General features: G+C 59.0%; 25 protein-coding genes and 5 pseudogenes. 14 read left to right on the top strand and 16 right to left on the bottom strand.

The window, feature by feature from the left end:
* Positions 1-4: 4 nt before the first annotated feature.
* Genes LDL32_RS08480 through LDL32_RS08450 form a run of 6 tightly spaced genes read right to left on the bottom strand, consistent with a single transcriptional unit; the run spans position 5 to position 6,008 of the window.
* Entirely contained in the window at positions 5-844 is an 840-nt protein-coding gene (locus tag LDL32_RS08480; protein WP_233066029.1) for an ABC transporter ATP-binding protein, read from the bottom strand.
* A complete protein-coding gene (gene ntrB, locus LDL32_RS08475; protein ID WP_007396452.1) occupies positions 834-1,694 on the bottom strand; it encodes a nitrate ABC transporter permease in 861 nt (286 codons plus the stop codon). Before ntrB ends, LDL32_RS08480 begins: the two co-directional genes overlap by 11 nt.
* A 5-nt stretch (positions 1,695-1,699) precedes the next feature.
* A complete protein-coding gene (locus tag LDL32_RS08470) occupies positions 1,700-2,977 on the bottom strand; it encodes a CmpA/NrtA family ABC transporter substrate-binding protein (RefSeq protein ID WP_233066027.1) in 1,278 nt (425 codons plus the stop codon).
* Complete coding sequence (locus tag LDL32_RS08465; RefSeq protein ID WP_370636665.1) at positions 2,977-4,305, bottom strand: FAD-dependent oxidoreductase; 1,329 nt, start codon at positions 4,303-4,305, stop codon at positions 2,977-2,979. Before LDL32_RS08465 ends, LDL32_RS08470 begins: the two co-directional genes overlap by 1 nt.
* Positions 4,302-5,423 (bottom strand): acyl-CoA dehydrogenase family protein, encoded by a 1,122-nt coding sequence (locus LDL32_RS08455; RefSeq protein ID WP_233066025.1) that lies wholly within the window; start codon positions 5,421-5,423, stop codon positions 4,302-4,304. The genes LDL32_RS08465 and LDL32_RS08455 overlap by 4 nt, the downstream gene beginning before the upstream one ends.
* Before the next feature lie 42 nt (positions 5,424-5,465).
* Positions 5,466-6,008 carry an OsmC family protein gene (locus tag LDL32_RS08450; RefSeq protein WP_019087099.1) on the bottom strand — a complete coding sequence of 181 codons (543 nt, stop codon included), beginning with the start codon at positions 6,006-6,008 and terminating at the stop codon, positions 5,466-5,468.
* Between the two features lie 868 nt (positions 6,009-6,876).
* Here LDL32_RS08450 and LDL32_RS08445 point away from each other — a divergent pair.
* From LDL32_RS08445 to LDL32_RS08435, 3 genes and pseudogenes are all read left to right on the top strand, one after another.
* Positions 6,877-7,475, top strand: a pseudogene (locus tag LDL32_RS08445) (IS5 family transposase); the annotation flags it as partial.
* A 66-nt stretch (positions 7,476-7,541) separates the two neighbouring features.
* On the top strand, positions 7,542-8,885 hold the full coding sequence (locus tag LDL32_RS08440; RefSeq protein WP_233063728.1) for an IS1182 family transposase: 1,344 nt from the start codon (positions 7,542-7,544) through the stop codon (positions 8,883-8,885).
* A 351-nt stretch (positions 8,886-9,236) separates the two neighbouring features.
* A complete protein-coding gene (locus LDL32_RS08435; RefSeq protein WP_233066022.1) occupies positions 9,237-10,253 on the top strand; it encodes a zinc-binding dehydrogenase in 1,017 nt (338 codons plus the stop codon).
* On the opposite strand, the gene LDL32_RS18035 is transcribed toward LDL32_RS08435, so the two are convergent.
* The gene (locus LDL32_RS18035) at positions 10,244-10,483 is read right to left on the bottom strand and encodes a LysR substrate-binding domain-containing protein (RefSeq protein ID WP_370636664.1); all 240 of its coding nucleotides are present in this window, start codon (positions 10,481-10,483) and stop codon (positions 10,244-10,246) included. The two genes, LDL32_RS08435 and LDL32_RS18035, sit on opposite strands and share 10 nt — an antisense overlap.
* 161 nt (positions 10,484-10,644) lie before the next feature.
* Here LDL32_RS18035 and tnpA point away from each other — a divergent pair, with 161 nt between their 5' ends.
* The 7 genes and pseudogenes from tnpA to tnpC form a co-directional block, all read left to right on the top strand.
* Entirely contained in the window at positions 10,645-11,133 is a 489-nt protein-coding gene (gene tnpA, locus LDL32_RS08430; RefSeq protein ID WP_233066019.1) for an IS66-like element accessory protein TnpA, read from the top strand.
* The gene (gene tnpB, locus LDL32_RS18030; RefSeq protein WP_083824534.1) at positions 11,130-11,321 is read left to right on the top strand and encodes an IS66 family insertion sequence element accessory protein TnpB; all 192 of its coding nucleotides are present in this window, start codon (positions 11,130-11,132) and stop codon (positions 11,319-11,321) included. The genes tnpA and tnpB (LDL32_RS18030) overlap by 4 nt, the downstream gene beginning before the upstream one ends.
* Positions 11,322-11,342: 21 nt before the next feature.
* Entirely contained in the window at positions 11,343-12,509 is a 1,167-nt protein-coding gene (locus tag LDL32_RS08425) for an IS110 family transposase (protein WP_051672012.1), read from the top strand.
* A 302-nt stretch (positions 12,510-12,811) separates the two neighbouring features.
* On the top strand, positions 12,812-13,024 hold the full coding sequence (gene tnpB / locus LDL32_RS18025) for an IS66 family insertion sequence element accessory protein TnpB (RefSeq protein ID WP_007400694.1): 213 nt from the start codon (positions 12,812-12,814) through the stop codon (positions 13,022-13,024).
* A 65-nt stretch (positions 13,025-13,089) separates the two neighbouring features.
* Positions 13,090-13,605, top strand: coding sequence for an IS66 family transposase zinc-finger binding domain-containing protein (locus tag LDL32_RS08420; RefSeq protein WP_233066016.1), 516 nt, complete (start codon positions 13,090-13,092; stop codon positions 13,603-13,605).
* A 22-nt stretch (positions 13,606-13,627) separates the two neighbouring features.
* Positions 13,628-14,659, top strand: a complete 1,032-nt coding sequence (locus tag LDL32_RS08415) for an IS110 family transposase (protein WP_039998313.1) — start codon at positions 13,628-13,630, stop codon at positions 14,657-14,659.
* 330 nt (positions 14,660-14,989) lie between these two features.
* A pseudogene (gene tnpC, locus LDL32_RS08410) lies at positions 14,990-16,129 on the top strand (IS66 family transposase); the annotation flags it as partial.
* A 90-nt stretch (positions 16,130-16,219) separates the two neighbouring features.
* Here the strand turns inward: tnpC and LDL32_RS18020 are convergent.
* The 3 genes and pseudogenes from LDL32_RS18020 to LDL32_RS08400 form a co-directional block, all read right to left on the bottom strand.
* Positions 16,220-16,366 (bottom strand): annotated as a pseudogene (locus LDL32_RS18020) (LysR family transcriptional regulator); the annotation flags it as partial.
* Between the two features lie 35 nt (positions 16,367-16,401).
* Positions 16,402-17,499: an IS630 family transposase gene (locus tag LDL32_RS08405; RefSeq protein ID WP_010518273.1), complete on the bottom strand. Its 1,098-nt coding sequence runs from the start codon at positions 17,497-17,499 to the stop codon at positions 16,402-16,404.
* 76 nt (positions 17,500-17,575) lie between these two features.
* A protein-coding gene (locus LDL32_RS08400; RefSeq protein WP_233066014.1) for an IS5 family transposase occupies positions 17,576-18,339 on the bottom strand; the annotation gives its coding sequence in 2 pieces (ribosomal slippage) (positions 17,576-18,006 and positions 18,006-18,339; 765 coding nt in all).
* A 139-nt stretch (positions 18,340-18,478) separates the two neighbouring features.
* On the opposite strand from LDL32_RS08400, the pseudogene LDL32_RS08395 reads away from it, so the two are divergent.
* Positions 18,479-19,551: pseudogene (locus LDL32_RS08395) on the top strand (IS630 family transposase).
* Positions 19,552-19,575: 24 nt separating this feature from the next.
* Here LDL32_RS08395 and LDL32_RS08390 read toward each other — a convergent pair.
* Positions 19,576-19,897, bottom strand: a pseudogene (locus LDL32_RS08390) (SOS response-associated peptidase); the annotation flags it as partial.
* Positions 19,898-20,067: 170 nt separating this feature from the next.
* On the opposite strand from LDL32_RS08390, the gene LDL32_RS08385 reads away from it, so the two are divergent.
* Positions 20,068-20,985 (top strand): LysR family transcriptional regulator, encoded by a 918-nt coding sequence (locus LDL32_RS08385; protein WP_232272527.1) that lies wholly within the window; start codon positions 20,068-20,070, stop codon positions 20,983-20,985.
* 53 nt (positions 20,986-21,038) lie between these two features.
* Here the strand turns inward: LDL32_RS08385 and LDL32_RS08380 are convergent, their stop codons facing one another.
* From LDL32_RS08380 to LDL32_RS17850, 4 genes are all read right to left on the bottom strand, one after another.
* Positions 21,039-22,097, bottom strand: a complete 1,059-nt coding sequence (locus LDL32_RS08380; protein WP_233066011.1) for an SDR family NAD(P)-dependent oxidoreductase — start codon at positions 22,095-22,097, stop codon at positions 21,039-21,041.
* A 66-nt stretch (positions 22,098-22,163) separates the two neighbouring features.
* Positions 22,164-22,895 carry an NAD(P)-dependent oxidoreductase gene (locus LDL32_RS18015; protein ID WP_370636757.1) on the bottom strand — a complete coding sequence of 244 codons (732 nt, stop codon included), beginning with the start codon at positions 22,893-22,895 and terminating at the stop codon, positions 22,164-22,166.
* Between the two features lie 33 nt (positions 22,896-22,928).
* Positions 22,929-23,765: an IS5 family transposase gene (locus tag LDL32_RS08370; protein WP_233065100.1), complete on the bottom strand. Its 837-nt coding sequence runs from the start codon at positions 23,763-23,765 to the stop codon at positions 22,929-22,931.
* Positions 23,766-23,795: 30 nt separating this feature from the next.
* Positions 23,796-24,104 carry an NAD(P)-binding domain-containing protein gene (locus LDL32_RS17850; protein WP_255673895.1) on the bottom strand — a complete coding sequence of 103 codons (309 nt, stop codon included), beginning with the start codon at positions 24,102-24,104 and terminating at the stop codon, positions 23,796-23,798.
* Between the two features lie 217 nt (positions 24,105-24,321).
* On the opposite strand from LDL32_RS17850, the gene LDL32_RS08360 reads away from it, so the two are divergent.
* Positions 24,322-25,158, top strand: coding sequence for an IS5 family transposase (locus LDL32_RS08360; RefSeq protein ID WP_233064459.1), 837 nt, complete (start codon positions 24,322-24,324; stop codon positions 25,156-25,158).
* A 20-nt stretch (positions 25,159-25,178) separates the two neighbouring features.
* Here LDL32_RS08360 and LDL32_RS08355 read toward each other — a convergent pair whose 3' ends face one another.
* Positions 25,179-25,748 (bottom strand): hydrolase, encoded by a 570-nt coding sequence (locus tag LDL32_RS08355; protein WP_233066006.1) that lies wholly within the window; start codon positions 25,746-25,748, stop codon positions 25,179-25,181.
* A 98-nt stretch (positions 25,749-25,846) separates the two neighbouring features.
* Between LDL32_RS08355 and LDL32_RS08350 the strand changes: the two genes are divergently transcribed.
* Positions 25,847-26,512, top strand: coding sequence for a TetR/AcrR family transcriptional regulator (locus LDL32_RS08350; protein WP_255673795.1), 666 nt, complete (start codon positions 25,847-25,849; stop codon positions 26,510-26,512).
* Position 26,513: the final 1 nt, after the last annotated feature.

The following is a 26,513-nucleotide window of genomic DNA, read 5'->3' as shown; positions in this document are numbered from 1 at the left end:
GACGTCAGTTTTCGCCCTTGCTGACCAGCGCGGAGCGGCGGACCAGAAAGTCGACAAGGTGGTTGCGCAGATCGTAAAACCCGGTTTCATGATGCATGCTTTCCCGTGTCCGGGTGCGGGGCAACGGGTTGTCGATGCTTTCCGCCAGACGGGCATCAGGCCCGTTGCTCATCAGTAAAACACGTTCCGCCAGCAGGATCGCTTCATCAACATCATGCGTGATCATGAAGACGGTCTGCTGCGTGCGGGCGCAGATCTGGAGAAGTTCCTCCTGGATCAACCCGCGTGTCAGGGCATCCAGTGCGCCAAAGGGTTCATCCATCAGCAGCATGCGGGGTTGCGTGCAAAAGGCGCGGGCAATCCCCACGCGCTGGCGCATGCCGCCCGACAGTTCGGCCGGCTTCTTGTCCAGCGCGTTCCGCAGGCCGACCAGATGCAGGTAGTATTCGGCCTTTTCCTTTATTTCGGTACGTGAGAGGGTGGGAAAGCGCGACCGTACGGCAAAGGCCACGTTCTGCACCGCACTGAGCCACGGCAGCAGGGCATGGCCCTGAAAGACGACACCACGCTCCAGACCCGGGCCATTGATCTCGCACCCATCCATGATGACCGTGCCACCGGACGGCTGTTCCAGCCCTGCCAGGATATTGAGTATGGAGCTTTTGCCGCATCCCGAATGGCCGATCAGGCAGACGAATTCACCGGGCTGGATCGTGAACGACACATCGGAAAATACCGGTGGTCCGCTATTGCCATACCGTTTTTCCAGCATGGAGACCTCAACCAGCGGCCGGGATGTGTCATGGGCCATGGTGGTTGGTGCCAATGCGTTATCATTCGGCATAGGTCACGCTCCTCTGCAGGGCCGCCAGCGCGCCGTCCAGCACCATGCCCGTAAAACCGATCAGCAGGACCGCCAGCAGCACGTTGGAAAGGGACAGGTTGTTCCACTGGTTCCACACGAAGTAGCCAATGCCCGAACTGCCCACCAGCATCTCGGCCGCGACAATGGCAAGCCACGCGATCCCCAGCCCGATCCGCATGCCGGTAATGATGGTCGGTGCCGCCGCCGGCAGCAGGACGAACAGCACCCTGCGCGCCCAGCCGACTTCCAGCGTGCGGGCGACATTCAGCCATTCCCGGCGCACGCTGCCGACACCAAAGGCCGTGTTGAGTACAATGGGCCACAGGGAACAGATGAAGATGACAAAAATGCCGCAGCCTTCTGCATTGCGGATCGTGTAAAGCGCAAGCGGCATCCATGCCAGAGGCGAAATCGGGCGCAGGATCTGGATAAACGGGTCAACCGCGCGGCGGATGACGGGACGCAGCCCGATCAGGAACCCCAACGGCACTGCAACCACAACCGCCAGCCCGTATCCGATCGCAACACGCAGCAGGGACGCGCCAACCTGCCAGCCAATGCCCCGGTCACTGGGGCCATTATTATGAAACGGCGCGTGCAGGGCCTGCAGGGCGGATGCGACAAAGCGGGCCGGGCCGGGAAAGCCTTCCCGGGTCTGGGTCGTACCCGGGGCGTGGCCCATCAGCATCTGGTATTCCGCATTGCCCTGCGGGATACCGTATGGAGACCGTTCGGGTGCGGACGCGGTGGAAAGCTGCCAGACCAGCAACAGCCCCGCGAAAAGGGCAAGGAAAAGGAAAAAGGCCCGACGGCTTTCTACTGAAATCATGGCGGCTATCCCTGATTGAAGAAAGACGGATGGTCAGGATCGAAATGCTGTCCCATGATATTGAAGGAGGGCCAGTTGTTGCCCCCATCCGCAGGCTGGGGGAGGTTCATGGCCTGCGCCTGCTGCCTGACCGTATCGATCAGGAAGACCTGCTGGGCCACGTCGCGGTAGTCCACCGGCCCCTTCAGGTATCCCCACCGTTCAAACTGCGACATGATCCATACCGCCATGGACGGATAGGGGTAGGGCGAATAGGCCGCCCGACGCGGATTGTCGCGCACCACGCCGAGGCCATCGGCGTAATGCCCAGTCAGGCTCTGGCGAATGACCAGTTCGGGCTGATTCAGGTAACGCGGCTGGGCCATGATCCGTGCGGCCTGCGCGCGGTTGTCAGGCTGCTGCATGAAATCGGCGGCGCGGATCATCGCGCGCTGCAGGGCGGCGGCGGTATTGGGGCTGGCGTCCATGAATGCCGCCGTCATGCCGAAGGCACAGCACGGGTGGCCGTCCCATATCTCCGCTGTCAGGATATGTATGAAGCCCACTTCCTCGATGACCGCGCGCTGGTTGAAGGGCTCTGGCCCCAGGAAACCGTCAATATTGCCGGCCCGCAGGTTGGCGACCATGTCTGGCGGGGCGGTCACGCGCAGGGTCACGTCATGGTCCGGGTCCAGCCCGTGCCGCGCCAGATAGGCGCGCAACAGCAGGTTGTGCATGGAAAACTCAAACGGGATGGCGAAGGTCATTCCCTTCCACTGCCGCGGATCGCGCCGGTCATGATGGCGCAGGGCAAGGGTGATGGCCTGCCCGTTAAGATTCTGCATGCTGGCCACGCGCACGGCATGCGGCGCATTGCCGCCCAGCCCGAGCGAAAGCGCCAGCGGCATGGGCGAAAGCAGGTGAGATGCATTCAGGTGACCATCGAGCAGCCGGTCGCGGACCAGCGCCCAGTTTGCCGTTTTCTGCAGTTGTACCCGTAATCCTTCCTGTATGAAGAAGCCCCGCGCTTCCGCCATGATCAGCGGTGCGGCGCAGGAAATCGGGACAAACCCGATGGTGACATCGGCCCGTTCCAGCGGGCCTGCCGGCACTGCCGCACGCAGCGGGGACGGCAGGCTGCCCAGCACCGTTCCCGCTGCCAGCGCGCCCAGCACCGCCCGGCGGCCAATACGCGCGGGCGGGGCATGTACGGCACCGCAGCCGCACACCGCCCCGGCCGGAACAGCGGGGGCGCACTGCAGCAGGGTGGCGCGCGGTGGGCGCAGGAAGGAAAATCCGCTCATCACGATACCTCCAGCCGCGCTGTCGTGGCGCTGCCACGGCGTTGTTGCATGACAAGGCGTTCGGTCGTGTCCGTCACGACTTCCCATGGCGCGGCCGGGTCGGGCGTGCCGGTCAGTTCCAGCGGGGCCACCCTGCTTTTCAGCCGCACTTTCGGCGGCTGGTGGGCATACCCCGCATGGCGCAGCCCCAGGATTTCGTGCGCAATCGTATCCGCCTGCGCGGCAATCGGGCCGATATAGCGACAGGGCTGGCCGTGGATGCTGATGCAGTCACCCAATGCATAGATATCGGTCTGGCTGGTACGCAGCGTTGCCGGTTCAACCACAATGCCGTTATCCGTATCCAGCCCCGCCGTATGGGCCAGATGCAGGTTGGTTTCCAGCCCGATGGCGGCAATTACGATATCGGCTTCACACAGGGCAGGGTGGCCTGATGTCACAACATTTACCCCCACCGTACGTTCTGATTTCGTAACGTTATGAACGAAAGTATCGTTCATGACATGAATCCCGGCATGCTCCAGCCGTGCGCCAAGACGCCGTCCCGCCGCGGGCGGCACAAGACCATCCAGCGGATAGGGGCCGCGACCGATCAGCGTGACCGTGTGCCCGGCCTTGGCCGCATCTTCCGCCAGTTCGCATCCGACCAGCCCAGCGCCAACCAGCACGATGCGCCGTGGCGTGTCGCCAATGCTCCGGCGCAGCCTTAGCCAAGCCGACAGGGAATTGACCCGCCACACCAGATCCGCCGGCAGGCTGGGTACGCGCACGGGCTGCGCGCCCTGCGCCAGAACCAGCGCGCCATATCGCAGCGTGCCCCGCGTGGTGCGCAGCCGGTGTGCGTGCGGATCGATGCCGGAGGCGAAGGTCCCGCCCATCAGCGTGATCCCCATGCCTGCGGCCGTATCCGCACCCTGACCCTGGCACAGGCTGGTTGCATCCAGATTGCGTGACAACGCCACGGACAACTGGGGCTTGGCGTATAGGTCACCCGCGCACCCGGTGACCAGTGCGATCCGTGCGGACGGACTCAGGGCGCGCAGGCGCTCGGCCACCGCCCAGCCTGCCGTGCCGCCCCCTACGATCACGGCGTCCCATACGCTGCGGGCAGTAACGGATATGTCGGGCGTCGTCCCGGCCGTAACGGCGGCAGCCGGCAGGACATAGGGTTCGAAATCTGCCTTGGTCACGCCACACAGGGGACATGCCCAGTCATCGGGGATATCATCAAACCGCGTTCCGGGCGGCAGGCCGCCATCGGCGTCCCCCAAGGCTTCGTCATAGATCCAGCCACAGACCCGACAGATGAATTTGCGGTAGGGAATCATGCGGGCAGTTCCTCCGTCATGAGCCGCGCCATTTCCAGACGCAAGTGCTTGATCGCGGGGGTTACGATTGCCACGAACTGCGCTTCCCGGACCCGGCGCTGCGGGGCGGCAGTGCTCAGATACCCCCGTGCCCCCTGATGCAGCAGGGCAGACTGCGACGCGCGCAGCGCCAGTTCGGAGCCATGGGCCCGCACGTCCAGCACATCCAGCAGGTATGATGGGTCCGTCTCGGCCGGTGTACGCGCCAGTTTCAGGGCACGTTGTGTAAAGGCATCCAGTTCGGCCTGCATGGTGTCCGGCCGGTCTTCGAGGAAGCGGTTGACATGGCCAAGCTGGGGTTCAACCTCCAGCATGGAATCAATGCATCCCTGCACGACACCGGCCGCCATGCCGGCCTGTAGCAGGATGAAGGGCGCCTTTATGACGCTGACCAGCGGCTGGGCCGGCACGGCAATGACATCGTGCGCGGGCAGGAAGTAATCATCGAGACGGATGCTCCATGTACTCGTGCCTTCCATCCCGGAAAAATGGGGGCAGGGGCGAAGCGTCGCCTGTCCATCGAAACGGAGCAGGAACAGGATCTCGCGCCCTTTCTGTCCGTCTATCCGGGCCATGGCGCCACAATACTGCCCCGGCGCGATATGACTAACCCACGGCAGCACCCCGCTGACACGATAGCCACCCGGCGCCGGCGTGGCTTCAAGCGCCATGCGCTCGATCCCGGCCAGGGCCTTCATGGGGTTGGACAGCGCCGTGCCGCCAAAGCTGTGCCCAAGGGCATGGGTGGACAGCAGTTCCATATTGAGTGCGCTATCGGGCGCTTTTTCGAGATAAAGGCCACAGACCATGTGGCACCACATAAGGAAGCCGGTTGCACCACACTGGCGGCTGACGGTGGCCATGGCCTGAATGGCCAGGCCAAAATCCGCCCCATTGCGCTGGAGATGGGGGGCCAGCGCCCCCGCTTCCCCCAGCGTGCGCAGGATTTCGAGCGGATAATGACCGTTCAGGTCAATATCCGTCACGATTGCAGCCAGCGGCCCCCGTGCGATCTCGTCAACGCGCTGGAGAAGAGACGTATCCGCCTGAACGGCCTGTGTCATGTTCCGGGCTGACATGGAAAGACGGTCTCCTTTTACCGGCATGCGGTGCCATAAAACTCAGTCTGCAAGGCTGATCGTCATGGGAACGGGATTGCGCATCGTATTGGCAACGGGGGAGAAATAATTGGCATGCTGCACGATGGCATCCAGTGCCTCACGCGGGGCATCGCCTTCCACCGCCACTTTTACGCGAATGCGCTGGAAGCCCATTTCCTCGGGCTTGCGCTCAGCCCCACCGGCACCCCATGCCGCCGTATTGCTAATGTCGCCTTCCAGCCAGAGTTCCAGCTTGCTCAGCTTTACTTCCCGGTATGTGGCAACCGCCGTAATGCCGACAGCCAGGCAGCCGCCCAGTGCGGATAGGACGATCTCACCCGGGGCCGGGGCCGTGTTCTGGCCAAACAGATGAAGCGGTTCATCCACCACTACCGGGGCATGCTGCCCGACATAGCTGAGCGTGCGGTACTGGCCTTCGCACACGGTATGGACCTTGTTCGTGCCGAAGTTATCGGGGTTGTTGCGCCCTTTTTCTGCAAAACCCAGCAGTCCGGTCCGGTCGATGGGACGCAGATAGGTGGAAACAGTTTTTGTATCGGACATGTTATTTGCAACTCCTGTTAAGAAACACTTCATCCGGGTTGACGAGATGACTTTCCCCAGTGGCGGGAAACGTCTCAAGAAGTTTTTTGATTTTTTCTAAAGTGCTATTTTTACAAAGGATTTTTTCAGGAAGTCAGCGTGCGGCAACTAAATTGTCGACATTGATCACATTGTCACACAGTTCAGACCAGATTGCGCCTTTTCCATAACGTATCCTGCGCTCTGCCCGTTCTGATCTACGCAGCGGACACCCGGATGGGAAATAGTATCAGCACATGCCTGGTTATGGCCGGACAAAACGCTATGGACGTTCTGCATGAAAACCGGATGATGCTGTGCTATCAGATGCAGCCCTACGGGAAGGGCGTTAGTCTCAGCAGGATATCCATACGCCTGGGACGGCCATCTGAATGGCAAACGAAAACAACCATTATGCATAGTGCATAAACCCAAAACCAACCATAAACACCAATTAAATATGTTAAACCACAGAGAGCCACAAATTGATAGTGCCCATATCGTGGATTATGTAAATTCCATATTGAGCGATTAAATGTGATATGAATCGAAACTATCGTTGATAATGCCCAATTCCGCGCATTGAATGGCAGGATATTCGGCAAATTTCCACCCTGCAGAGCGTGGACAGACGGGTATAGCGATCCATCTGAACAAGGATAGTCCCATCATGTTTTCCATTGATAATAAAAGATATTCTCAAAGAGCAGAAAAGATGCTCTTTTCAGGACAAGCCTGTTTCTGCTGGCAGCAGTCGCTATTTAACATAAATATATGTATATTATTTCAGTGCCACGGCAATCCATGCGGCCGCGATTAGCCGATACCGACCGGATGGCTGGCCTACCCTCCTGTCCGTTTTGGTGACTGAAAAAACATCCACCGGCGACTGCGTCGCTGGTGCGAAGGCGGCGTAATCGAACGGATTTTCCGGCATCTGGCCGCCGATCGTGACAACGAATACATGATGATCGACAGCACGATTGTCCGGGCTCACCAGCACAGTGCGGATGCCCGTAAAAAAGGGGCGCGGATCAGGCCATCGGGCGGTCCCGTGGCGGACTGACTTCGAAAATCCACGTCATTGTCGATGCCGCAGGAAAGGCGGTTGCGCTGTCCCTGACGCCCGGGCAGAGAGCGGACATCACGGAAGCAGACCCCCTGCTGGATGAAGTCGACCCTGCAGCCTTTATCGCCGACAAGGCTTATGACCCCGATCCGCTTATCGAAAAGATCGAAGAACGGCAGATCGCACCGGTTATCCCTTCAAGGAAAAACCGACGCGATCCACGGAAAATCAGCTCCCATCTCTACAAAAACAGAAACATCATTGAACGTTTCTTCGCCAGGCTGAAGCAGTTCAGAGGCATTGCAACACGCTACGACAAGCTGAAGTCAACATTCCTCGCAGCAGTGCAACTCGTTTCCGCCATCATCGGAATTAACTGACGACACGCTCTAGCAGCCTGTCGGGTTGGGGTACCCTGTGAAGGGGTAAGGCTGTAGAGTGTCGCGATGAGCCGCTTCATCCCGTTTGACCGATCCCAGCCGTATCTTCTGCCGCCTGATCTGACGTCGTGGCTTCCGGCTGACGATATGGCGCATTTCATTGTCGCAGCTGTTGAGCGGGTTCCGATGAGTGCGTTCTGCGTGCCAGTGCGCACGGGAGGCAAGGCGCAGTATCATCCGCGCCTGATGCTGGCCCTTCTGATCTTCAGCTATGCGAACGGGTTGTTTTCCTCACGCCGGATCGAGCGGGCGACATATCGCGACATCGGGGTACGCTTCGTGGCGGCGAACCTGCATCCGGATCATGATACGATTGCGACCTTCCGCCGGACGAACCGGACAGCCATTGAAGCTGCATTTGCGCAGGTCCTGCTTCTGGCGCGCGAGACGGGTCTGCTGCGTCTGGGTGTCGTATCGATTGACGGCACGAAAATTGATGCCGACGCTTCGAAATACCGTTCCCTGCGCTACGACCGGATCAGGGCACTGCGCGAACAGCTGGCGGTGGATATCGCGAAACTGATGGACCAGGCGGAGCACGCAGATGCCACAGACAGAGATCCGCAGGCCCTGCCAGAAGAGCTTGCCCGACGGGAAACACTGAAAGCGAAGCTGGACGAAGCCTGCGCCCGGCTGGAAGCAGATGCGAAAGCGCAGGCCGAGGCGGCGCGACCGGCATACGAGAAGAAGAAAGCCGCTTATGATGCGAAAACAGGGCGTCGTGGCAGGGCGCCGAAACCGCCGGATGATGAACCGCCACCCGACCGGCAGATCAGTCTGACCGATCCCGACAGCCGCCTCATGCGGCGTTCGGACGCCCACGAGTTCCGGCAGGCTTACAATGCCCAGGCCGTGGTCTGCGCCGAAGGCAGTCAGCTGATCGTGACAACCGACGTTGTCGCCACGTCAGCGGACGCGCCATCCTTTGCCAGCACCGTGCTGTCGATGGAACACACGATCGGTCTCCCAAAGACAGTGCTCGCCGACACCGGTTACGCCAGCGGGCAGGCGGTCCGGGACCTGCGGAAAAAAGGCATCGATCCGCTGGTCGCCATCGGACGGCCCTGCGCCCGCAGGCCTTATGACTTCCGGCCACCTCCTGAAGACAGGGAACCGCGCCGGATCACCGAACCCTGGCGGCTTGCCATGAAGAAAAAACTGGAAACCACAAAAGCCGGAAATATTTACAGACTACGAAAACAGACCGTTGAACCGGTCTTTGGAATTATCAAAAGCATCATGGGCTTCAGAAGATTCAGTCTGCGTGGCCTTGCAAAAGTCACGACTGAATGGACCCTCGTCGCTCTCGCATACAACTGCAAAAGAATGGCACGGCTTCAGGCAGCATAAGCCGGGTCAGCCTCGGCGTTATCAGCCGCAAAATGCCCAACCCGACAGGCTGCTAGGCCTTCGATGCCGTTGTGGATTTCGAGCGCCTGCTGCGGGGCCCACGCATCCTCTACGACTGCGTTCTGTGTGTGACAGCGGCGACCAGCACTATCCCGTTCCGGAAGGCTATCAGCGTATGGCCGGTAGAGTGCCCGTGCGTAACCTGCTCTTAGAGTAAAAGGCCCATCAGTTCAGAAAATGTGAGATGAGGAAGGATAGAGTCAGGGAATATGGTCATCTGGACCGCTCTAGCCTGTAGGTAAGAAAGCACACCGTAGTTTCCGATCACAGGGTAAAGAATGGATGGAAAGCATGACGGATACAGAAAGCCAATCTGGTCGCTACGATGCCTGGGTCTGGGACGGACCCGGAGATCCAGATCGATTGCAGCGTGTGGAGAAACAGATTGAACCGGTAGCCGCTGGTGAGATCATCGTTGCCAATACCATGGCAGCTTTCAATCCCGTCGACTGGAAAATCATCCGGCATGGGCACCCTACCTGGAAGTCCGGCCATGTGCCCGGTATGTACGGCGTAGGCCGGATTGTCGCGGTCGGGGCTGGCGTCACCCTGCCTGTCGGACTGCGTGTGGCCTATCATCAGGGGCTGGGAAGGGACGGAAGTTTCGCGCAACGTACCGTGCTGAAGGCAGGCAGCGTCCTGCCGGTGCCGGATGGACTGAGTGAGGCGCAGGCCGCCAGTGTGCCGTGTCCTGGCCTCACGGCATGGCAGGCGATCTGGAAGGTGCCTGCACTACTGGATCGCGATGTTCTGGTGACGGGCGCAGGAGGATCGGTGTCGCTTATTCTCGCGCAACTAGCGGTCAGACGGGGCTGGCGCGTCTGGGTGACGGCAGGGCCTGCTCACCATGACCATTTGCTGGGACTGGGGATAAGCGGCGCCTTCGATTACCGCGACGCCTCATGGCGCACAAAGCTTGCTGCGGCACTTGGTCCACGGCGCCTGTTTGCGGCGTTCGACACCACCAGCGGGAGCTATGCCCGTACGCTGGCCGACCTGATTGGCTATAATGGCCATCTGGTCTGTATCCAGGACCGGATTGAAACCGCACCGCTTCCGGCGTTCACGACAGCAGTGTCCCTTCATGAAGTTGCACTTAATTCCATTCATAATTACGGAACAGCAGCAGACTGGCGCGACTGGCGCAGCGCGGGAACGGAGTTGCTGGAAGCCGTTCGGATCGGCGCTCTGGATCTTCAGCCCGCGACCGTGACTTCCTTTGAGGATCTGCCACGTGATCTGTCATCTTTTATGCAAGGGAAGCTGAAAGGGAAAATCCTGGTGAACATTCCCGGTGATCAGAGTTGATCCCGTGGGGGGATCGGCTGAAATGTTCTGACCAGCGCATCCACGCTTGCCCGTATCCGGGGGGAGAGCGTTCGGGATTTCGGCCACAGGACATGGACGTTCAACTTCTGCAGCGCGCTGGGAATAAGAATGGCGCTGAGCCGTCCGACCTGCAGATCTGGCTCAACCAGCCATGTTGCAAGCCACGTAAGGCCGCTTCCCGCTAACGCTGCGTCGCGGACCGTCGCCATGACTGATGACGTGACGGGGGCGGGATGTAACCGCCTGCAGCAGGCCTATGCTGGCGTCCGTCAGATGCCAGGGCAGCAACTGGCCGTGACGGGCAAACAGAAGTAAGCTTCCGGCGACTGACGCCTTGCTGAATACTTCTGGTCTGGTTCAGCTATGAAGCATGAGCGATTTAAGAGATAGGGACACGGTACTACCTGCGAGTGTCGCAGGTAGTACCGCAGAGAGGCTCCAAAGGAGCGGTAGAGAGACAGGCGAGCGGGACAGGCTGGCGGGCGCCTCGCGGATCGAGATCGTTTCGGATCGCCGCCGCTGGCACGCCCCTGAATTTCGCGCGCGAGTGGTCATCGCGTCCTACGAGAGCCGACGCCCCATAAGGGAGGTGGCTGCACAGTATGGGATCCATCCAAGTCTGGTGTTTCGCTGGCGGCGAGAGGCTCGGGCCAAAGCGCAGGCCAAAGGCGGGACATCGTTCATACCTGTCATGGTGGCCCCGGTCCCCGAGCCGCCGCCATTGGAGCGTCGGAGAGAACAGGGAACGCTGTCCGGCCGAGCCGTCAGCCTGGTCTTTCCGGACGGTGTGCGGCTGGAGTTCGACACAGGGCTGTCCGCTGATCGTCTGCGTGAGATTGTGGGCGCACTGCGGTCATGATCCCGCTTCCTTCCACGCTGAGGATATGGCTGGCGGCCGGTGTAACCGATATGCGCCTGGGGATGCCCGGGCTGGCGTTGAAGGTCCAGGAAGCACTGGGTCGTGACCCTTTCGCGGGTGACGTCTATGCCTTCAGATTCCATGAGGAGTGGATAGCGAGCCGCGCCGTGTCAGAGTGTGCTTGCTGAAACTCTCTGGAGGGCAGAACCATGCTCGAGGCATCTGATCATCCCACGACCCCGGTCGCTATCCGCGTTGATCTTGGCGCGATCTTCGTTTCACTGGAACTTGGAAAATCGAGTTGGCTGGTCACATCGCTCTCACCCGGAAGCGAGAAGATGTCGCGCCACTCGGTTCAAGGTGGCGATATTGCGGGCCTGTTCGGCTGTTTCACTAGTCTTCGTGACAAGGCCCGCGCTCGGGAAGGAAGACTTTTTCCGCTTGTGGTGATTCAGGAAGCCGGATTGGATGGATTCTGGATCGATAGAGCCTTGAAGCAGGAGGACTGGATCGAGAGCCATGTCGTCGATGCGGCGTCGATCGCAGTTCCCCGCAAGCACCGGCGTGCAAAGACGGATCGTATCGACGGGGAGATGCTGGTCCGTACGCTGCTGGCGTTCAAACGCGGAGAGGCACGGGTCTGCTCAATGGTCCGCCCTCCATCACGGGAAGAGGAAGACCGCCGACGTCTCAGTCGGGAGCGTAAGGTTCTGGTGGGCGAGCGCACGCGGCATATCAACCGCGTCCAGGGCCTGCTGCTGAGCCAGGGCATTCGAGGTTACCGGCCGCTGCGACGGGATCGGCGTGCCTGTCTCGACGAGTTGCGAACGGGCGATGGTCATCCCTTGCCGAAGCATCTCAAGGCGCAGATCGGACGAGAACTGGACCGCATCGAACTTCTCATGGAACAGATTAAAATGGTTGAGAGCGAACGGGACGAATTGGCAAAAGTGAATGACAACAATCAATGTTCGCCAGTTGTCCTGTTGCAGGGTCTCAGAGGGATTGGCGCCGAGTTTGCCACCGTTCTGACGCAGGAAGGACTGTTCCGGCATTTCGACAACAGGCGGCAGGTCGCGGCTTATGCCGGTCTGGCGCCTTCGCCGTGGAAAAGCGGATCGATCGACCGTGAACAAGGCGTCTCGAAATCCGGTAATCCGCGCCTGCGCACGGCCATGATCCAGCTTGCCTGGCTGTGGCTCCGCTACCAGCCTGACACCGCGCTGGCGCAGTGGTTCCATGAACACGTGGGCGCAAGAAGTAACCGGAGCCGCAAAACGGCGATCGTTGCCCTGGCCCGCAAGCTTCTTGTTGCGCTCTGGAAATATGTCACGAGTGGTGTCGTTATCGATGGCGCGCATCCGGCGTCCCGCTGATGGAAACACCACAGACATAAACCCCATCCCCAGGACCTGATCAGTCCTGTGGATCCAGGTGAACGGACCGATCGGCCCCATGGCTTGCAATGCCGACCTTTCAGAATGGTCCCGTTCTCCTGAGCCTTTGCCCCGAATGCGGGATAGTGGTGCTGCCGCGCGCGAGCGGCGACCGGATGTGAGGTTCTACAGGTGCGGCATCGCGCCGGTAGTCGTTAAACAGGCTCAGACCATGGATCCAAAACACGGAGAAGAAAAAATGATCTCGCAGTGAAAGTGGCCATTGACGTGAAACTCCTCATGTGAGGGGCCGACGCGGCGACCTGGTGAAACTGATCTGGCACGATGGGATCGGCCTTTCCTTATATGCGAAGCGGATCGAGCGCGGGCATTTCCTGTGGCCTTCGGCAAAGGACGGAGCGATCCATCTCTCCCCGTCACAATTGACTTGTCTGCTGGAGGGTGTGGACTGGCGCAATCCGCAGAAAACATGGAGACCTGAACTGGCGGGATAATAAAAACTGCGCCAGGTCAGCATATACTGGTACCCTTTTGAGCGCCCATGTGATCAACTGCCTTCATGACGGGAGATACGGACGACATCATCGCCTTGCGCGCAGCACTTGCCGCTGCCGAGGCGCGTGCCCAGGTCGCCGAACTCCGGGCCACTGATGCAGAATCGCGCGCGGCCAGCGCCGAAGCGCAGATTGCCCATCTCAAACATCTTATCGCGCGGATGCGCCAGGACCGTTTCGGCGCCTCGTCGGAGCGGGGGCGCCGCCTGCTGGCCCAGCTCGAACTCGAACTGGAAGAGCTGGAGACGACACTCGCCGAGGACGCGCCCGAAAATGCGGCGGATCCCGCCGTCCGCGCGACAGCACCCAGGAGCAACCGGGGGCGCCAGCCCCTGCGTGCCGATCTGCCGCGCGAGCGGGTCGTCATCCCCGCACCGACACAGTGTCCGTGCTGTGGCAGCGATCGTCTGAGCAAACTGGGGGAGAGCGTCACCGAGACGCTGGAGGTGATCCCGCGCCAGTTCAAGATGGGGTGGACGGCCCCCATGCGGCATCAATGTGCCATGCTGGGGTCGGAATGACCATTCAGAGGAGACCGCCCGGATGAAAATTACCATGATCGGCCTGGATATCGCCAAGTCCGTTTTTCAGGCGCACGGCACAGATGCAAACGGAAAATGTCTTCTCAAGCGAAAGCTCGGGCGCAGCGAGGTTGCCTCATTCTTCGGGAAACTCGAGCGGTGTCAGGTCGTGCTCGAAGCTTGCGGCACATCGCATCATTGGGCGCGCGTCATCCGCGATGCGGGTCATGACGTGAAACTTATTCCGCCGGACATGGTCAAGCCGTTCGTCAAACGTGGCAAGAAAAACGACGCTGTTGACGCCGCAGCCATCTGTCTTGCGGCACTCCATCCCGACACGCGCTTCGTCCCGATCAAAAACGAAGAACAGCAAAGTCTGCTCTCGTTACACTCAACGCGCACACTATTGGTCAAACAGCAGACGATGCTGGTCAATGCGTTGCGCGCGCTCGCAGCGGAATTCGGCTTGATCGTGCCGTTGGGAAACAGTCGCCTGCCCGATCTTCTGGCGAAAATCGAGACATCACCCGGTTTGCCCGACGTCATGAAGCAGACCGTCATTTTGCTCTTCGAACAATATGGAAAGTTGAGTGAAAGCATCGGATGCCTGGAAAGGCGAATCCAGGCGCACGCCAGGCAGGACGAAGATGCCCGTCGTCTTTTGACAATACCCGGCATCGGCCCGATGACCGCGTCCTTGATCGTGGCATCTGTCACGGATATCGACACTTTCGAAAGTGCGCGGCACTTCGCGGCCTGGCTTGGACTTGTGCCGCGCCAGCACTCGTCCGGCGGAAAGGTCCGGCTGGGCAGGATTACGAAAACGGGCAACCGGGAAATAAGGAAGCTGCTCGTTCTGGGGGCGACATCCATGTCCTTCCGCGCGCAGAAATGGACAGGCGCCGCAGGGGCATGGCTTTGCAAGCTTCTGGAGCGTCGCCCAACACGTCTTGCAACCGTCGCACTTGCCAACAAACTGGCCCGGATCGTCTGGGCTCTGCTGTCGCGCAAAGAGATCTATCGTCCGGCCGGCCGCAATGTCGCTGTAATCTGACATGCGCTGCCAAGACGATGGATGCCGGGGTTCGCCCCGGTAGATCCGGCAGAATGCACTGACCAGCGTGATGGGAAGACTGTAATTCAGGAACAGTTCAGGCGATACCGTTGTATGACATGTGCCATCGAGCACGTTTTCAAGATTGGTGCCTGACACGCAAGCGCACACCCATAATGGCCAGCGAAGAACGTCGCACAAATAGGCCGGACATAAGGGCGCACCTGACCGGATCCCCGCATCCTGCGAGCAGCGATGCATTCCACCGAGAAAACAAGATTTAGGGAAACGCAGAGAGATAACAAATGTGATCCATTGCATCGAACCGGCCGTCCACATAAGGTCATACAGACGGTGCGGGAGAAGTTCACCTGCCGGGACTGCGAGAGCATCACCCAGCCACCCGCCCCCTTCCATCCGATCGCGCGCGGACGCGCCGGCCCATGGCTGCTGTCGACCATCCTGTGCGACAAGTTCCTGCAGCATCTGCCTCTGAACCGCCAGAGCGATGCCTTTGCCCGCGAAGGGATCGATCTCGACACATCAACGCTGGCTGACTGGGTGGGAGCCTGCACCGCGACGCTGGCCCCCCTGACTACGCTGATCCGGGCGCATGTGCTGGCGGCACAACGCCTGCACGCGGACGACACCACCGTGCCGGTTCTGGCGAAAGGCCGGACAGTCACCGGACGATTGTGGAATTATGTGCGTGATGATGGTCCATTTGGTGGGCCAGCACCGCCAGCCGTCTGGTTCCGGTATTCCCGGGACCGCAAGGGCGAACATCCCACGGACCATCTCACCGGCTGGACCGGCATTCTGCAGTCAGACGCCTATGCGGGTTATAATACTCTGGCGAAACCGGGACGCCAACCCGCGCCGGTTGTCTCCGCCGGATGCTGGGCCCACGGACGCAGAGGGCTGTTCAAAATCGCCGAGAGGGACAAGGCGCCCCTCGCCATAGAGGCAGTAGGCAGGATCGACGCCATATTCCAAGCCGAGCGCACCATCAACGGTACGCCCCCAGAACATCGGCTGGCAGTCCGTCAAACAGACATAGCCCCTCTGGTCGACGATCTGTTCGACTGGATGCGGGAGTGTTGCCGGCGCATGTCGACCAAAAATCCCGTTGCCCACGCCATGAACTATTTTCTCAGACGTGCCGATACATTCACACGATTCCTCACTGACGGCCGGATCTGCCTCTCAAACAATGCAGCAGAACGCGCCCTGCGCGGCATCGCCCTGGGCAGGAAAGCCTGGTTGTTCGCCGGGTCCGATCGTGGCGGAGAGCGCGCCGCCGCCATGTATTCCCTGATCGTCACCGCGCGCCTGAACGATGTCGATCCCCATGCATGGCTCGCTGATGTCCTGGCACGGATCAATGACATTCCCAATCCACGCCTCCATGAACTCCTGCCCTGGCACTGGAAAGCCCACCAGCAGGTCCACAATACCATCGCCGCCTGAATACGCCCGCGTCTCTCGCCGGATGATTACAAACAGAAGGCAGTCGTGCCGGGCAAGATCGCCAACGGTCTCGGGGGTTCCCCTGCGATCAAGATAGTCAGGCGATGCATACAAAAAGGGTTGCTGCGTGGCCAGCCTGCGACCGCTCAGCGTAGCGCTGTTGCCGGGATATCCCAGCCGGACGGCCATATCGATACCTTCTGCCACGAGATCGGGATGGCGATCCGTAAATGACAGGCTGAGATCAAGTTCAGGATGCCGATGCGCCAGTCCTAGTCACCTGAATCTGAAGTTCGGTTCATTGTCTTGTGACAAAAGCGCTTCACCGAGGCGAGGATCTGGTCGGCTGATTTGACCCACCGATACGGCTTGGGATTTTCGTTATGTGCGTCGATAAAAGTTGTGATGTCGGCTTCGAGTTCAGTTGTTGACCGATGCACGCCGCGTTGGAGTTGCTTGCGCGTCAGTTCGGCGAACCAGCGCTCTACCTGATTGATCCAGGAAGCCGAGGTGGGTGTGAAGTGAACATGCCAATGCGGGCGGCGTGCGAGCCATGTCTTGATCGTGGTCGTTTTATGCGTGGCGTAGTTGTCCATCACGAGATGAACATCCAGGCCAGCAGGGATCTCAGCGTCGATACATTTCAGGAAGTCCAGAAATTCCGTGGTACGATGACGTTTGTAGCATTTGCCGATCACCGCACCTGTTGCGATGTCGAGGGCTGCAAACAGCGACGTCGTGCCGTTCCGGAGATAGGTATGGGTACGTCGTTCCGGCACGCCCGGTGCCATAGGCAGGACTGGCTGTTCGCGGTCCAGCGCCTGGATCTGGGATTTCTCGTCGACGCACAGCACGATCGCACGGTTCGGTGGCGACATGTAAAGACCGACAATATCCCGAACCTTGTCGACAAATAGCGGGTCCGTCGACAGTTTGAAGGTTTCGGCCCGATGCGGCTGCAGACCGAAGGCGCTCCAGATCCGGCGGATGGTCGTATGCGACAGGCCGATCTCGGCAGCCATGGAACGGATCGACCAGTGCGTCGCGTCTTTGGGCGTTGTGTTCAGCGTGCGCTCGATGACCTGCGTAACCTGCGCGTCCGACACCGTGCGGGGCCGGCCGGCACGATATTCGTCGGTCAGGCCTTCAATGCCATCTTCGACAAACCGCCGCCGCCATTTGCCGACGGTGTGCTCATGTACCCCCAGGCGTGCAGCGACTTCCTTGCTCTGCAAGCCTTCGGCGCAGAGCAGAACCATCCGGCAGCGATCCGACAATGACCGCGGCGCCTTGTGACGCCGGACCTGCCCTTCAAGAAACGTCCGCGCCTGCGGACGCAGTACTACCTGACCTGCCTGTCGTCCCGCCATCGTTCTGCTCCCGTCAGTGCGACAGGAATATCATATAATGATGCTTATTTCAGTTCCAGGTGACTAGGCTCAGGACTCATTCTTTGAGATAGAAGATGAAGCTTGCTGCGATGTGGATTGCAGACATGAATGTATGAGCGCAGCGATCGTATCTGGTTGCAACACGTCGCCAGTCTTTCAGCCTTGCGAACATGTTTTCGATCAGATGGCGCTTTTTATACAGATGCCAGTTGTAAGGCGGCTTTGATTTCCGGTTCTTTTTCGGGGGAATGCAGGCAGTGATATTCCGTTCTGCAAGCGATAACCTGATCCGGTTGCTGTCATAGCCTCTGTCCCCGATGACTTCTTCTGTCTCGTCGGAGAGATCTGCCAGCAGCACGTCTGCGCCCTTGAAGTCACTGACCTGACCTGCTGTCAGATGCAGGCGAACAGGCCGACCCTGACCATCGCACACGGCATGGAGTTTTGAGTTCAGTCCACCTTTTGTCCGCCCGATATGGCGGGGAAAAGCCCTTTTTTGAGCAGGGACGCCGATGTCCGGTGCGCCTTGAGATGTGTCGCATCGATCATCAGGCGCTTCGAACGGCCAGCCTGTTCTGTCAGGGCGACGAAGATCCGCTCAAAGACACCCAGGCGGCTCCACCGGATGAAGCGATTATACAAAGCCTTGTGCAGACCATACGCTTTCGGGGCGTCTTTCCACTGAAGGCCGTTGCGGATCACATAAACGATCCCACTCAGAACACGACGGTCATTCACGCGTGGCACTCCGTGCACCAGAGGAAAAAATGGCTCAATCCGCTCCATCTGGCTCTCAGACAGCAAAAACACGTCACTCATAGCCTCACCTCCATCGGTAAGCCTGTGAATCACAACCTCTCGCTCAGTTCAATAAATTAATAGGTCCTGAGTCTAGTCACCTGGAACTGAAATAAGCATCCTTATATGATATTCCTGTCGCACTGACGGGAGCATAACGATGGCAGGACGACAGGCAGGTCAGGTGGCGCTGAGTCCGCAGGCGCGGACGTTTCTTGAAGGGCAAGTCCAGCGTCACAAGGCACCACGGTCGTTGTCGGATCGCTGCCGGATGTTTCTGCTCTGTGCCGAAGGCTTGCAGAGCAAGGAAGTTGCTGCACGCCTGGGAGTGCATGAGCACACCGTCGGCAAATGGCGGCGGCGGTTTGTCGAAGATGGCATCGAAGGCCTGACCGACGAATATCGGGCCGGCCGGCCCCGCACGGTGTCGGATGCGCAAGTTACGCAGGTTATCGAGCGCACGCTGAACACAACGCCCAAAGACGCGACGCACTGGTCGATCCGTTCCATGGCTGCCGAGATCCGCCTGTCGCATACGACCATCCGCCGGATCTGGAGCGCCTTCGGCCTGCAACCGCATCGGGCCGAAACCTTCAAACTGTCGACGGACCCGCTATTTGTCGACAAGGTTCGGGATATTGTCGGCCTTTACATGTCGCCGCCGAACCGTGCGATCGTGCTGTGTGTCGACGAGAAATCCCAGATCCAGGCGCTGGACCGCGAACAGCCCGTCCTGCCCATGGTACCGGGCGTGCCGGAACGACGTACCCATACCTATCTCCGGAACGGTACGACGTCGCTGTTTGCAGCCCTCGACATCGCAACAGGTGCGGTGATCGGCAAATGCTATAAACGTCATCGTACCACGGAATTTCTGGACTTCCTGAAATGTATCGACGCTGAGATCCCTGGTGACCTGGATGTTCATCTTGTGATGGACAATTACGCCACGCATAAAACGTCCATGATCAAGACGTGGCTCGCACGCCGCCCACCTCGGCTTCCTGGATCAATCAGGTAGAGCGCTGGTTCGCCGAACTGACGCGCAAGCAACTCCAACGCGGCGTGCATCGGTTAACAACCGCACTCGAAGCCGACATCACAACTTTTATCGACGCACATAACGAAAATCCAAGGCCGTATCGGTGGGTCAAATCAGCCGACCAGATTCTCGCCTCAGTGAAACGCTTTTGTCACAAGACAATGAGCCGAACTTCAGATTCAGGTAACTAGCTGCTTGCTATGGGAGCCTTCGTCCTTACGCACTAACGTCCACCAACACCCGTTTCTGCGAAAAGAGCGCGAGGTGCGCCGTCGCTACGAACAAATCAGACGGGTCTCCTGGTCCCATCCGGCAGGCGCTCCGGTTCGGGAAAGGCCGTGAGCGGCACCAAGCCATGATGCGCCACATCTTCACAACGCTTCCATCAGGTCAATGCGGGATTGCGGATATTGGTCACGTCCCGTTCTCCCCTGTGACCTTTCAGGTATCCCGGCCGAGTGGGCATGTCCCATCGTGCCATGAGCAGTTCTCGACCATCCCGCGTATTTTTCACACGACGGGCGCTATGGTGTTCGGTGTTGCAACAGACTATTCAGGTAAGCGTCAAACGCCTCTGGCAGGTTCCGTCGCTATGGCAGTAAAATGCTGATTTTGTTATCCTTGCTCTCCATTTTGGGGACACGTGATTGTAAGGCCCCCTTATATGTCGATATGAAAGAACCTGTTATCTCTTGGGGAAGCGGGTTGTGGACTATTTTACTGCGTTGCGGGTCTTCCTTCGGTCTGCCCAGATTGGGAGCTTCTCGGGGGTCGCCGCTGAACAGGGCATGGAGGTATCCACGGTATCACGCCATATTTCCCGGCTGGAGGCGGACCTCGACGTCGCGTTATTCAATCGTACGACACGTGGTCTCCATCTGACCGAGGCCGGCGCCTTGTTGCAGGAACGGGCCAGTCGTATCCTTGGTGACCTGGATATCGCCCGCGAAGAAGTAACCTTACACAATTCTTCGCCGCGAGGCATATTACGCATAAATGTCCCTGCCGCTTTCGGCCGACGGCATGTGATGCCACATATGTCGGCCTTTCTGACATCGTTCCCGGAAATCCGCATTGACGCAACATTAACGGATGCCACGGTTGATCTAATAGAAAGCGGTACCGATGTTGCGATCCGTATTGGTGCGCTCCCTGATTCTACCCTTGTCGCAAAGCGGCTGGCTGGTCAGTCACGCATTCTTGTCGCTGCCCCTAGTTATATAAAACGCGCAGGTTTGCCTGTCTGTCCTGGGGATCTGACAAATCATAGTTGCCTGTTTTTTACCGTCCAGGCAGGAAGTGCATGGTATTTTAGGCCTTGTGGCAAGCCAGAGGCTCAGTTCGAAAAGCTGTCCGTGAGCGGGGCTGTGAAAGCAAATGATTCCGAAGCTCTTCTTGAAGCGACTTTGAGCGAGATTGGTCTGGCACTTTTGCCAAGCTGGCTGATTGGGGAAGACATAAAAGCAGGAAAACTCGTACGGGTTCTCGAGCAATTCGAGTGGGTTCTAGCCCCGGGAGCGGAACGGGCCATCTGGGCAGTTTATCCCCCCAAGAAAGTTGTTGCGCCGAAAGTAAAAAGTTTCATCAATTTCATGGCGCGCCAACTTAAAGACTCTCTCGGGTGAGATGGGTATTAATGGGCGGCACCCAATACTCGGAACCGCCCAGCCGGTCTGCACTAGCTTACTTTTGCAGCGTCTCCCCCGGTAACTGCCATTTCTGCGCCGGTCACAAGTGCGGCTGCGTCCGATGCCAAAAATACGGCCATAGGCGAGATATCTTCAGGCTGGAGCCAGCCTACGCCAAGGGGAACGGTCGGCGCACGGGCGTCCCACGTTTCCTGAGCGGTAGGATACGGCGAAACTGCCTTATTTGACTGCGCTATCGCGGCCCGGAATCTTTGTTCGTTATAAGTGAGCGCAGTTCCAACCAGGCCCGGAAGAATAGCATTGCATGTTATATTGTAACGCCCAAGCTCCAGTGCCGCCGACTTCATCAGGCCAAGGATACCCCACTTAGACGCCGAGTAGGATGCACCGCTCATCGTGCCCATCCGGCCTTGCATGGAAGAAAGAAGAATCAGTCGTCCATATTTCCGTGCCACCATTTTTGGTGCGAACGCACGCACGGTATTGGCCGTACCGGTAAGGTTGTTCTGGATTTGATCCTCCCAGTCGTTGTCAGCCATTTCAAGCAGGGGTTTCCACCCCTGGATAGCCGCATTCGCGACGACGCAGTCGATTTTTCCGTAGGTCCGTTCAATATGGTCGGCCGCCGAGCGGAGTTGCTTGATCTTACGAATGTCGGCAACGATCGCCTCGCCCCGGCGCCCATAAGCGCGAATCTGCGCTACCGTTTCCTCCAGTTCGGTTTTTGTTGCGGGGGCAGCATCGGCTGTCGGGCTCACTGGCCCCGCGATATCCAGTGCGATGACGTCTGCGCCATTGGCTGCGAACTCAACTGCGATGGCGCGACCTATACCGCGAGCTGCGCCTGTAACGACGGCAACTTTGCCGGTCAGGTTTGTGCCGCGAGCCGGTTTTATCGGCCCTGCCGTTTTTTCAGGCGGCGGGACAGGGTAGAGCCCGCTGACCGGTTCCGCGACCGGGCGTTCGGATGCTGAAGCTGTATTGAGTGTAGATGCTGCCAGTCCGACTGCCGCGACGCCGCCGCCAAGCGCGAGGATGGAGCGACGGGCCGGGCTGCTCAGCGGATCATTCTGGTTTTGAGTAGGCATCAAATTATTTCCTTTCGGGCAAGTTACGGCTGGAAGTTGGCCGTCTGTAACTAGAATCTGTAACTACTAGAAGAGGTCAGAAAGTCCGGGATCTGAAGGCAGCCCGGCGTCCCGGGACGCAAGGAGCCCCAGGGCTGACCAATCGAGCGTTTCCCAACCTCGTGCCATCATTGCGACCATGCGGTCTCGCACGAGGCTTGCAAAAGGCATGGGGGTTGTGGCGTGTTCGGCCTCGGTTAAGGCGAGGCGCATATCCTTGAGCGCCAGCGGTACGACCATTCCGGCGGGACGGTAGCGTTCGTGCAGGATTTTTCCGCCGTAGGCCTTATGGACTTTCGAATCAAAAAGTGAGTTCGTCAGAACGTCGAAACCGAGTTCAGCGGAAATGCCGCCCTTGCGGAGAAGTGCCAGGGTTTCTCCCATGCTTTCCAAAGTAGTTGCAATCATCACGTTTGCAGCCAATTTCATCAGGTTGGCATGACCAGGGTCATCCCCCATCAGGAAGATATGCTGACCCAGGTTTTGTATGACAGGAACTGCCGAGGCGACGTGATCGGCAGGGCCTGCGACCATGAAGAACACTTTCCGCGCCTTCGCGAGGTCAGGATTGCCAAGCACGGGAGAGGCAACGTAACCCTGACCACTACTTTGATGCAGGCCCGCCAGATGCCTTGCGATCGTGGGACTGACCGTGCTCGTCGAGACGTGAACAGCCCCTTTCTTCATGACGGTGATCAGGCCGGAATGGCCTTCGGTCACAGAAGAGAGAGCAGCGTCGTTAGGCAACGAAGAGAAGATAATGTCGCACTGAGAGCCCGATCCGAAAGTTTTTCAAGCTTGACAATGCCTTGCTGTCCGTCGTGTGAGCATGCGGATCGAGGCGATCAATGTCCATGCGGTTGAGGAAGCAATGGACTTTTCCCAATCTTTGGCGAGCCGCCTGCACCGTCCCAGCCAGGCGAATGTCCGTTCAACCACCCAGCGGCGCGGCAGGATCTGAAAGCCCTTCGCCGTATCGGACCGCCTGATGATTTCGACCGTCCATTTTCCCATGGAGGCGAGCGCGGATCGCAATTTGTTGCCAGCATAGCCGCCATCAGCAAAGATGTGGCGCAGCCAGGGAAAGCGCCTGCGTATTGCCGCCAGAACATCAACCGCCCCATCACGGTCCTGGATGTCGGCGGCATGAACGAGGAGAAAGATCAGGAAGCCGCAGGTGTCCGTCACGATATGGCGCTTGCGGCCCTTGACCTTCTTACCCGCGTCATAGCCCGAAAGCCCGCCGCTTTCCGTGGTTTTTACCGACTGGCTATCAATCACGCCCGCGCTTGGAGAGGCTTCACGCCCCTCAATCTCGCGCAGGCTCATGACCAGGACCGTATTCATGACTTCGAACAATCCGGCATCACGCCAGGCGTAAAAATAGCGCCTGACGGTTGAGACCGGCGGAAAGCATTTCGGCAGCAAACGCCACGCACACCCGGCCGAGGCTATGTAGAGCATCGCGTTGACCACCTCGCGCATATCCGTCGTGCGGGGGCGACCACCCCGTTTCGCCGGGGGTATAAATGGCATGATCAGAGCCCACTCCTCGTCCGTCGTATCCGATGGATATCGCATTCCTTCCCGGCTATGTTCACGTCGGGCAATACCAGTCCATGTCACCATTCACTCCATCTCTTCGCAAAGACGGATGAATCACAACAGGCTGGTATTGTTCAAAAACTTTCGGATCGGGCTCTGAGACAGTCCGGCAAGGGAGTCAACCGGTTGTGCACCTGCGCATGCGTCCCGTTTGGTTGCATTGCGATCGAAAACAACCGTCTGGTAGCCGCAACTCACCAGATTCTGGGCAAACGCGGAACCCATATGGCCTAATCCCACAAGGCCGACGCGCGGGCGTGGAGAGCCGGTCCGGGGCACGTCCGTCTGGCTCGGCGAAACAGTTGACTGCGCAGACTGATTCACTTGATTCTCCTGTCGTTCATAGACGAACCTCACTGACATGTAGGCTCGCATCGACCTCTGGATTCCGGATTGGAGGGGTCGGTAGGCGAGATCGCATAGCGTGGAAGTTCACTGACTCTCCGGTAGGACGGATGGCGCGTTGCCACCATGTCAATTTTGGCAAAAGTCCTTTGCCGCACCTTAGAGCCCGATCCGAAAGTTTTTGAACAATACCAGCCTGTTGTGATTCATCCGTCTTTGCGAAGAGATGGAGTGAATGGTGACATGGACTGGTATTGCCCGGCGCGAGTATAGCCGGGAAGGCTTGCGATATCCATCGGACATGACGGACGGGGAGTGGACTTTGATCATGCCATTTGTGCCCCCTGCGAAACGGGGCGGTCGTCCGCGCACGACGGATATGCGCGAGGTGGTCAACGCGATGCTCTACATAGCCTCGGCCGGGTGCGCGTGGCGTCTGCTGCCGAAATGCTTTCCGCCGGTCTCGACCGTCAGGCGCTATTTTTACGCCTGGCGTGATGCCGGAGTATTCGAGGCCATGAATACGGTGCTGGTCATGAGCCTGCGCGAGATCGAGGGGCGTGACGCCTCTCCGAGCGCAGGCGTGATTGACAGCCAGTCGGTGAAAACCACGGAAAGTGGCGGGATTTCAGGCTATGACGCGGGGAAAAAGGTCAAGGGCCGCAAGCGCCATATCGTGACGGATACCTGCGGCTTCCTGATCTTTCTCCTCGTTCATGCCGCCGACATCCAGGACCGTGATGGGGCCGTTGATGTCCTGGCAGCGATACGCAGGCGCTTTCCCTGGCTGCGCCACATCTTTGCTGATGGCGGTTATGCTGGCGACAAATTGCGAAACGCGCTCGCCGCCATGGGAAAATGGACCCTCGAAATCATCAGGCGGTCCGATACGACGAAGGGCTTTCAGATCCTGCCGCGTCGCTGGGTGGTGGAACGGACATTCGCATGGCTGGGACGGTGCAGGCGGCTCGCCAAAGATTGGGAACAATCCATTGCTTCCTCAACCGCATGGACATTGATCGCCTCGATCCGAATGCTCACACGACGGACAGCAAGGCATTGTCAGGGTTGAAAAACTTTCGGATCGGGCTCTCAGGATTCCAGAGTGATGGAGTCACTGGTCGTAACGCGGCCAAGCATCGGGAAAACGTGGTCACAGGCAAAGCGCTGCATTTCTTCAGCGAAAGTGGATGTCAGATCTTCTGCGATCACCACGCCGTAACCGTGCTCATGTGCGGCGCGGGCTGTGGACTCGACACCCATATTTGTTGCGATACCACCCAGTACGATCGTCGTGATTCCGCGCCGCCGAAGCTGAAGATCCAGATCGGTTCCATAGAAGGCACCCCACTGTTTCTTTGTGACAAGCAGGTCTGTCGGCTCGGCCAGCCCCTCGACCAGTTCGGTCCAGTCAGGGGCAAATCCGCCCGGGGGCGGCGCAAAAGGACGATCGACCTCGGTATGCACGGCATCGGCGAAATCGGGAGCAAAGGCGACATTAACCAGAATGACGGGCGAGCCTGCGGCCCGAAACCGGGATGCAAGCTTTTTGGAGCGCTCGACAACCGCCTCTCCTGTAAAGGGAGCCAGCGTGCGATCGACAATACCTTTCTGGAGATCAATCAGGATCAGGGCAGTCCGGGGCGCTGAAAGAGAAATCATGACGGTTCTTCCCTGTTTGCTCATATGTTTTACGGACTCGTTGTCCGCTGAGCGCGGAGTTGATAGAAATTGAGGAAGCACTCAAACTGGGGTAATATTTGAGCACGGACTCAACTTCGTCAAGCAAAAAGCGGGCGCCGCTTCAGCCGCGCCGTGCAGTCGGTCGGCAGAGAGTGGCGGAACTGCTGGCGGCTGCGTCCGATCTCATGGCGGAGCATGGCTATGAAGCCACCACAATGGCGGAGATCGCCAGCAGGGCCGGCGCAAAGATCGGTTCGCTCTACCGTTTCTTCCCCAACAAGGAGGCCGTCGGGGAAGCACTTTTGCAGCACCACATGGCTATCGTGCATGACGAATATGAAGCGCTGGCAAAGCGGGCAGCAGATCTTTCACCGGAAGAACTGGCTGATATCCTGATTGACCTGCTCGCGGTGCTTTATCCGCGTGTAAAATCCCTTCCGGCGCTGATGGAAGCGCATACTGACCGGACGGAAATCCGAGACCGGTCACGCCAACAGGCTCTGGCCGGTATTTCGGCCGCCCTGCGGGTGTGCGCGCCCGGACTGCACGAGCAAACGGCCGGCGATATTGCGGCGGTTGTCCTGAACAATATGAAAGTCATGCTGGGTATGACCCTGAAGGACGCTCCGACAACACCTGGTGCTCCGGATGAACTGCGCCGCATGAATCGGCTCTATCTTTCCGCCCGACTTGGTCCCTGCCAGAGAAAACAAATGGCCGGAAATTCAATAAAGACACGCTGAT

The sequence above is a fragment of the Komagataeibacter sp. FNDCF1 genome, assembly GCF_021295335.1.
Lineage (GTDB): Bacteria > Pseudomonadota > Alphaproteobacteria > Acetobacterales > Acetobacteraceae > Komagataeibacter.
Note: the sequence above shows the minus strand (reverse complement) of the source record. Positions and strands in the feature narration are given on the sequence as shown.

What these genes read in the sequence shown, in the direction of transcription:
- LDL32_RS08480 (WP_233066029.1), bottom strand. Translation starts at nt 844, where the DNA reads ATGCCGAATGATAACGCATTGGCACCAACCACCATGGCCCATGACACA.
- ntrB (WP_007396452.1), bottom strand. Translation starts at nt 1,694, where the DNA reads ATGATTTCAGTAGAAAGCCGTCGGGCCTTTTTCCTTTTCCTTGCCCTT.
- LDL32_RS08470 (WP_233066027.1), bottom strand. Translation starts at nt 2,977, where the DNA reads ATGAGCGGATTTTCCTTCCTGCGCCCACCGCGCGCCACCCTGCTGCAG.
- LDL32_RS08465 (WP_370636665.1), bottom strand. Translation starts at nt 4,305, where the DNA reads ATGATTCCCTACCGCAAATTCATCTGTCGGGTCTGTGGCTGGATCTAT.
- LDL32_RS08455 (WP_233066025.1), bottom strand. Translation starts at nt 5,423, where the DNA reads ATGTCAGCCCGGAACATGACACAGGCCGTTCAGGCGGATACGTCTCTT.
- LDL32_RS08450 (WP_019087099.1), bottom strand. Translation starts at nt 6,008, where the DNA reads ATGTCCGATACAAAAACTGTTTCCACCTATCTGCGTCCCATCGACCGG.
- LDL32_RS08440 (WP_233063728.1), top strand. Translation starts at nt 7,542, where the DNA reads ATGAGCCGCTTCATCCCGTTTGACCGATCCCAGCCGTATCTTCTGCCG.
- LDL32_RS08435 (WP_233066022.1), top strand. Translation starts at nt 9,237, where the DNA reads ATGACGGATACAGAAAGCCAATCTGGTCGCTACGATGCCTGGGTCTGG.
- LDL32_RS18035 (WP_370636664.1), bottom strand. Translation starts at nt 10,483, where the DNA reads ATGGCGACGGTCCGCGACGCAGCGTTAGCGGGAAGCGGCCTTACGTGG.
- tnpA (WP_233066019.1), top strand. Translation starts at nt 10,645, where the DNA reads ATGAGCGATTTAAGAGATAGGGACACGGTACTACCTGCGAGTGTCGCA.
- tnpB (WP_083824534.1), top strand. Translation starts at nt 11,130, where the DNA reads ATGATCCCGCTTCCTTCCACGCTGAGGATATGGCTGGCGGCCGGTGTA.
- LDL32_RS08425 (WP_051672012.1), top strand. Translation starts at nt 11,343, where the DNA reads ATGCTCGAGGCATCTGATCATCCCACGACCCCGGTCGCTATCCGCGTT.
- LDL32_RS08420 (WP_233066016.1), top strand. Translation starts at nt 13,090, where the DNA reads ATGACGGGAGATACGGACGACATCATCGCCTTGCGCGCAGCACTTGCC.
- LDL32_RS08415 (WP_039998313.1), top strand. Translation starts at nt 13,628, where the DNA reads ATGAAAATTACCATGATCGGCCTGGATATCGCCAAGTCCGTTTTTCAG.
- LDL32_RS08405 (WP_010518273.1), bottom strand. Translation starts at nt 17,499, where the DNA reads ATGGCGGGACGACAGGCAGGTCAGGTAGTACTGCGTCCGCAGGCGCGG.
- LDL32_RS08380 (WP_233066011.1), bottom strand. Translation starts at nt 22,097, where the DNA reads ATGCCTACTCAAAACCAGAATGATCCGCTGAGCAGCCCGGCCCGTCGC.
- LDL32_RS08370 (WP_233065100.1), bottom strand. Translation starts at nt 23,765, where the DNA reads ATGGTGACATGGACTGGTATTGCCCGACGTGAACATAGCCGGGAAGGA.
- LDL32_RS17850 (WP_255673895.1), bottom strand. Translation starts at nt 24,104, where the DNA reads ATGTCAGTGAGGTTCGTCTATGAACGACAGGAGAATCAAGTGAATCAG.
- LDL32_RS08360 (WP_233064459.1), top strand. Translation starts at nt 24,322, where the DNA reads ATGGTGACATGGACTGGTATTGCCCGGCGCGAGTATAGCCGGGAAGGC.
- LDL32_RS08355 (WP_233066006.1), bottom strand. Translation starts at nt 25,748, where the DNA reads ATGATTTCTCTTTCAGCGCCCCGGACTGCCCTGATCCTGATTGATCTC.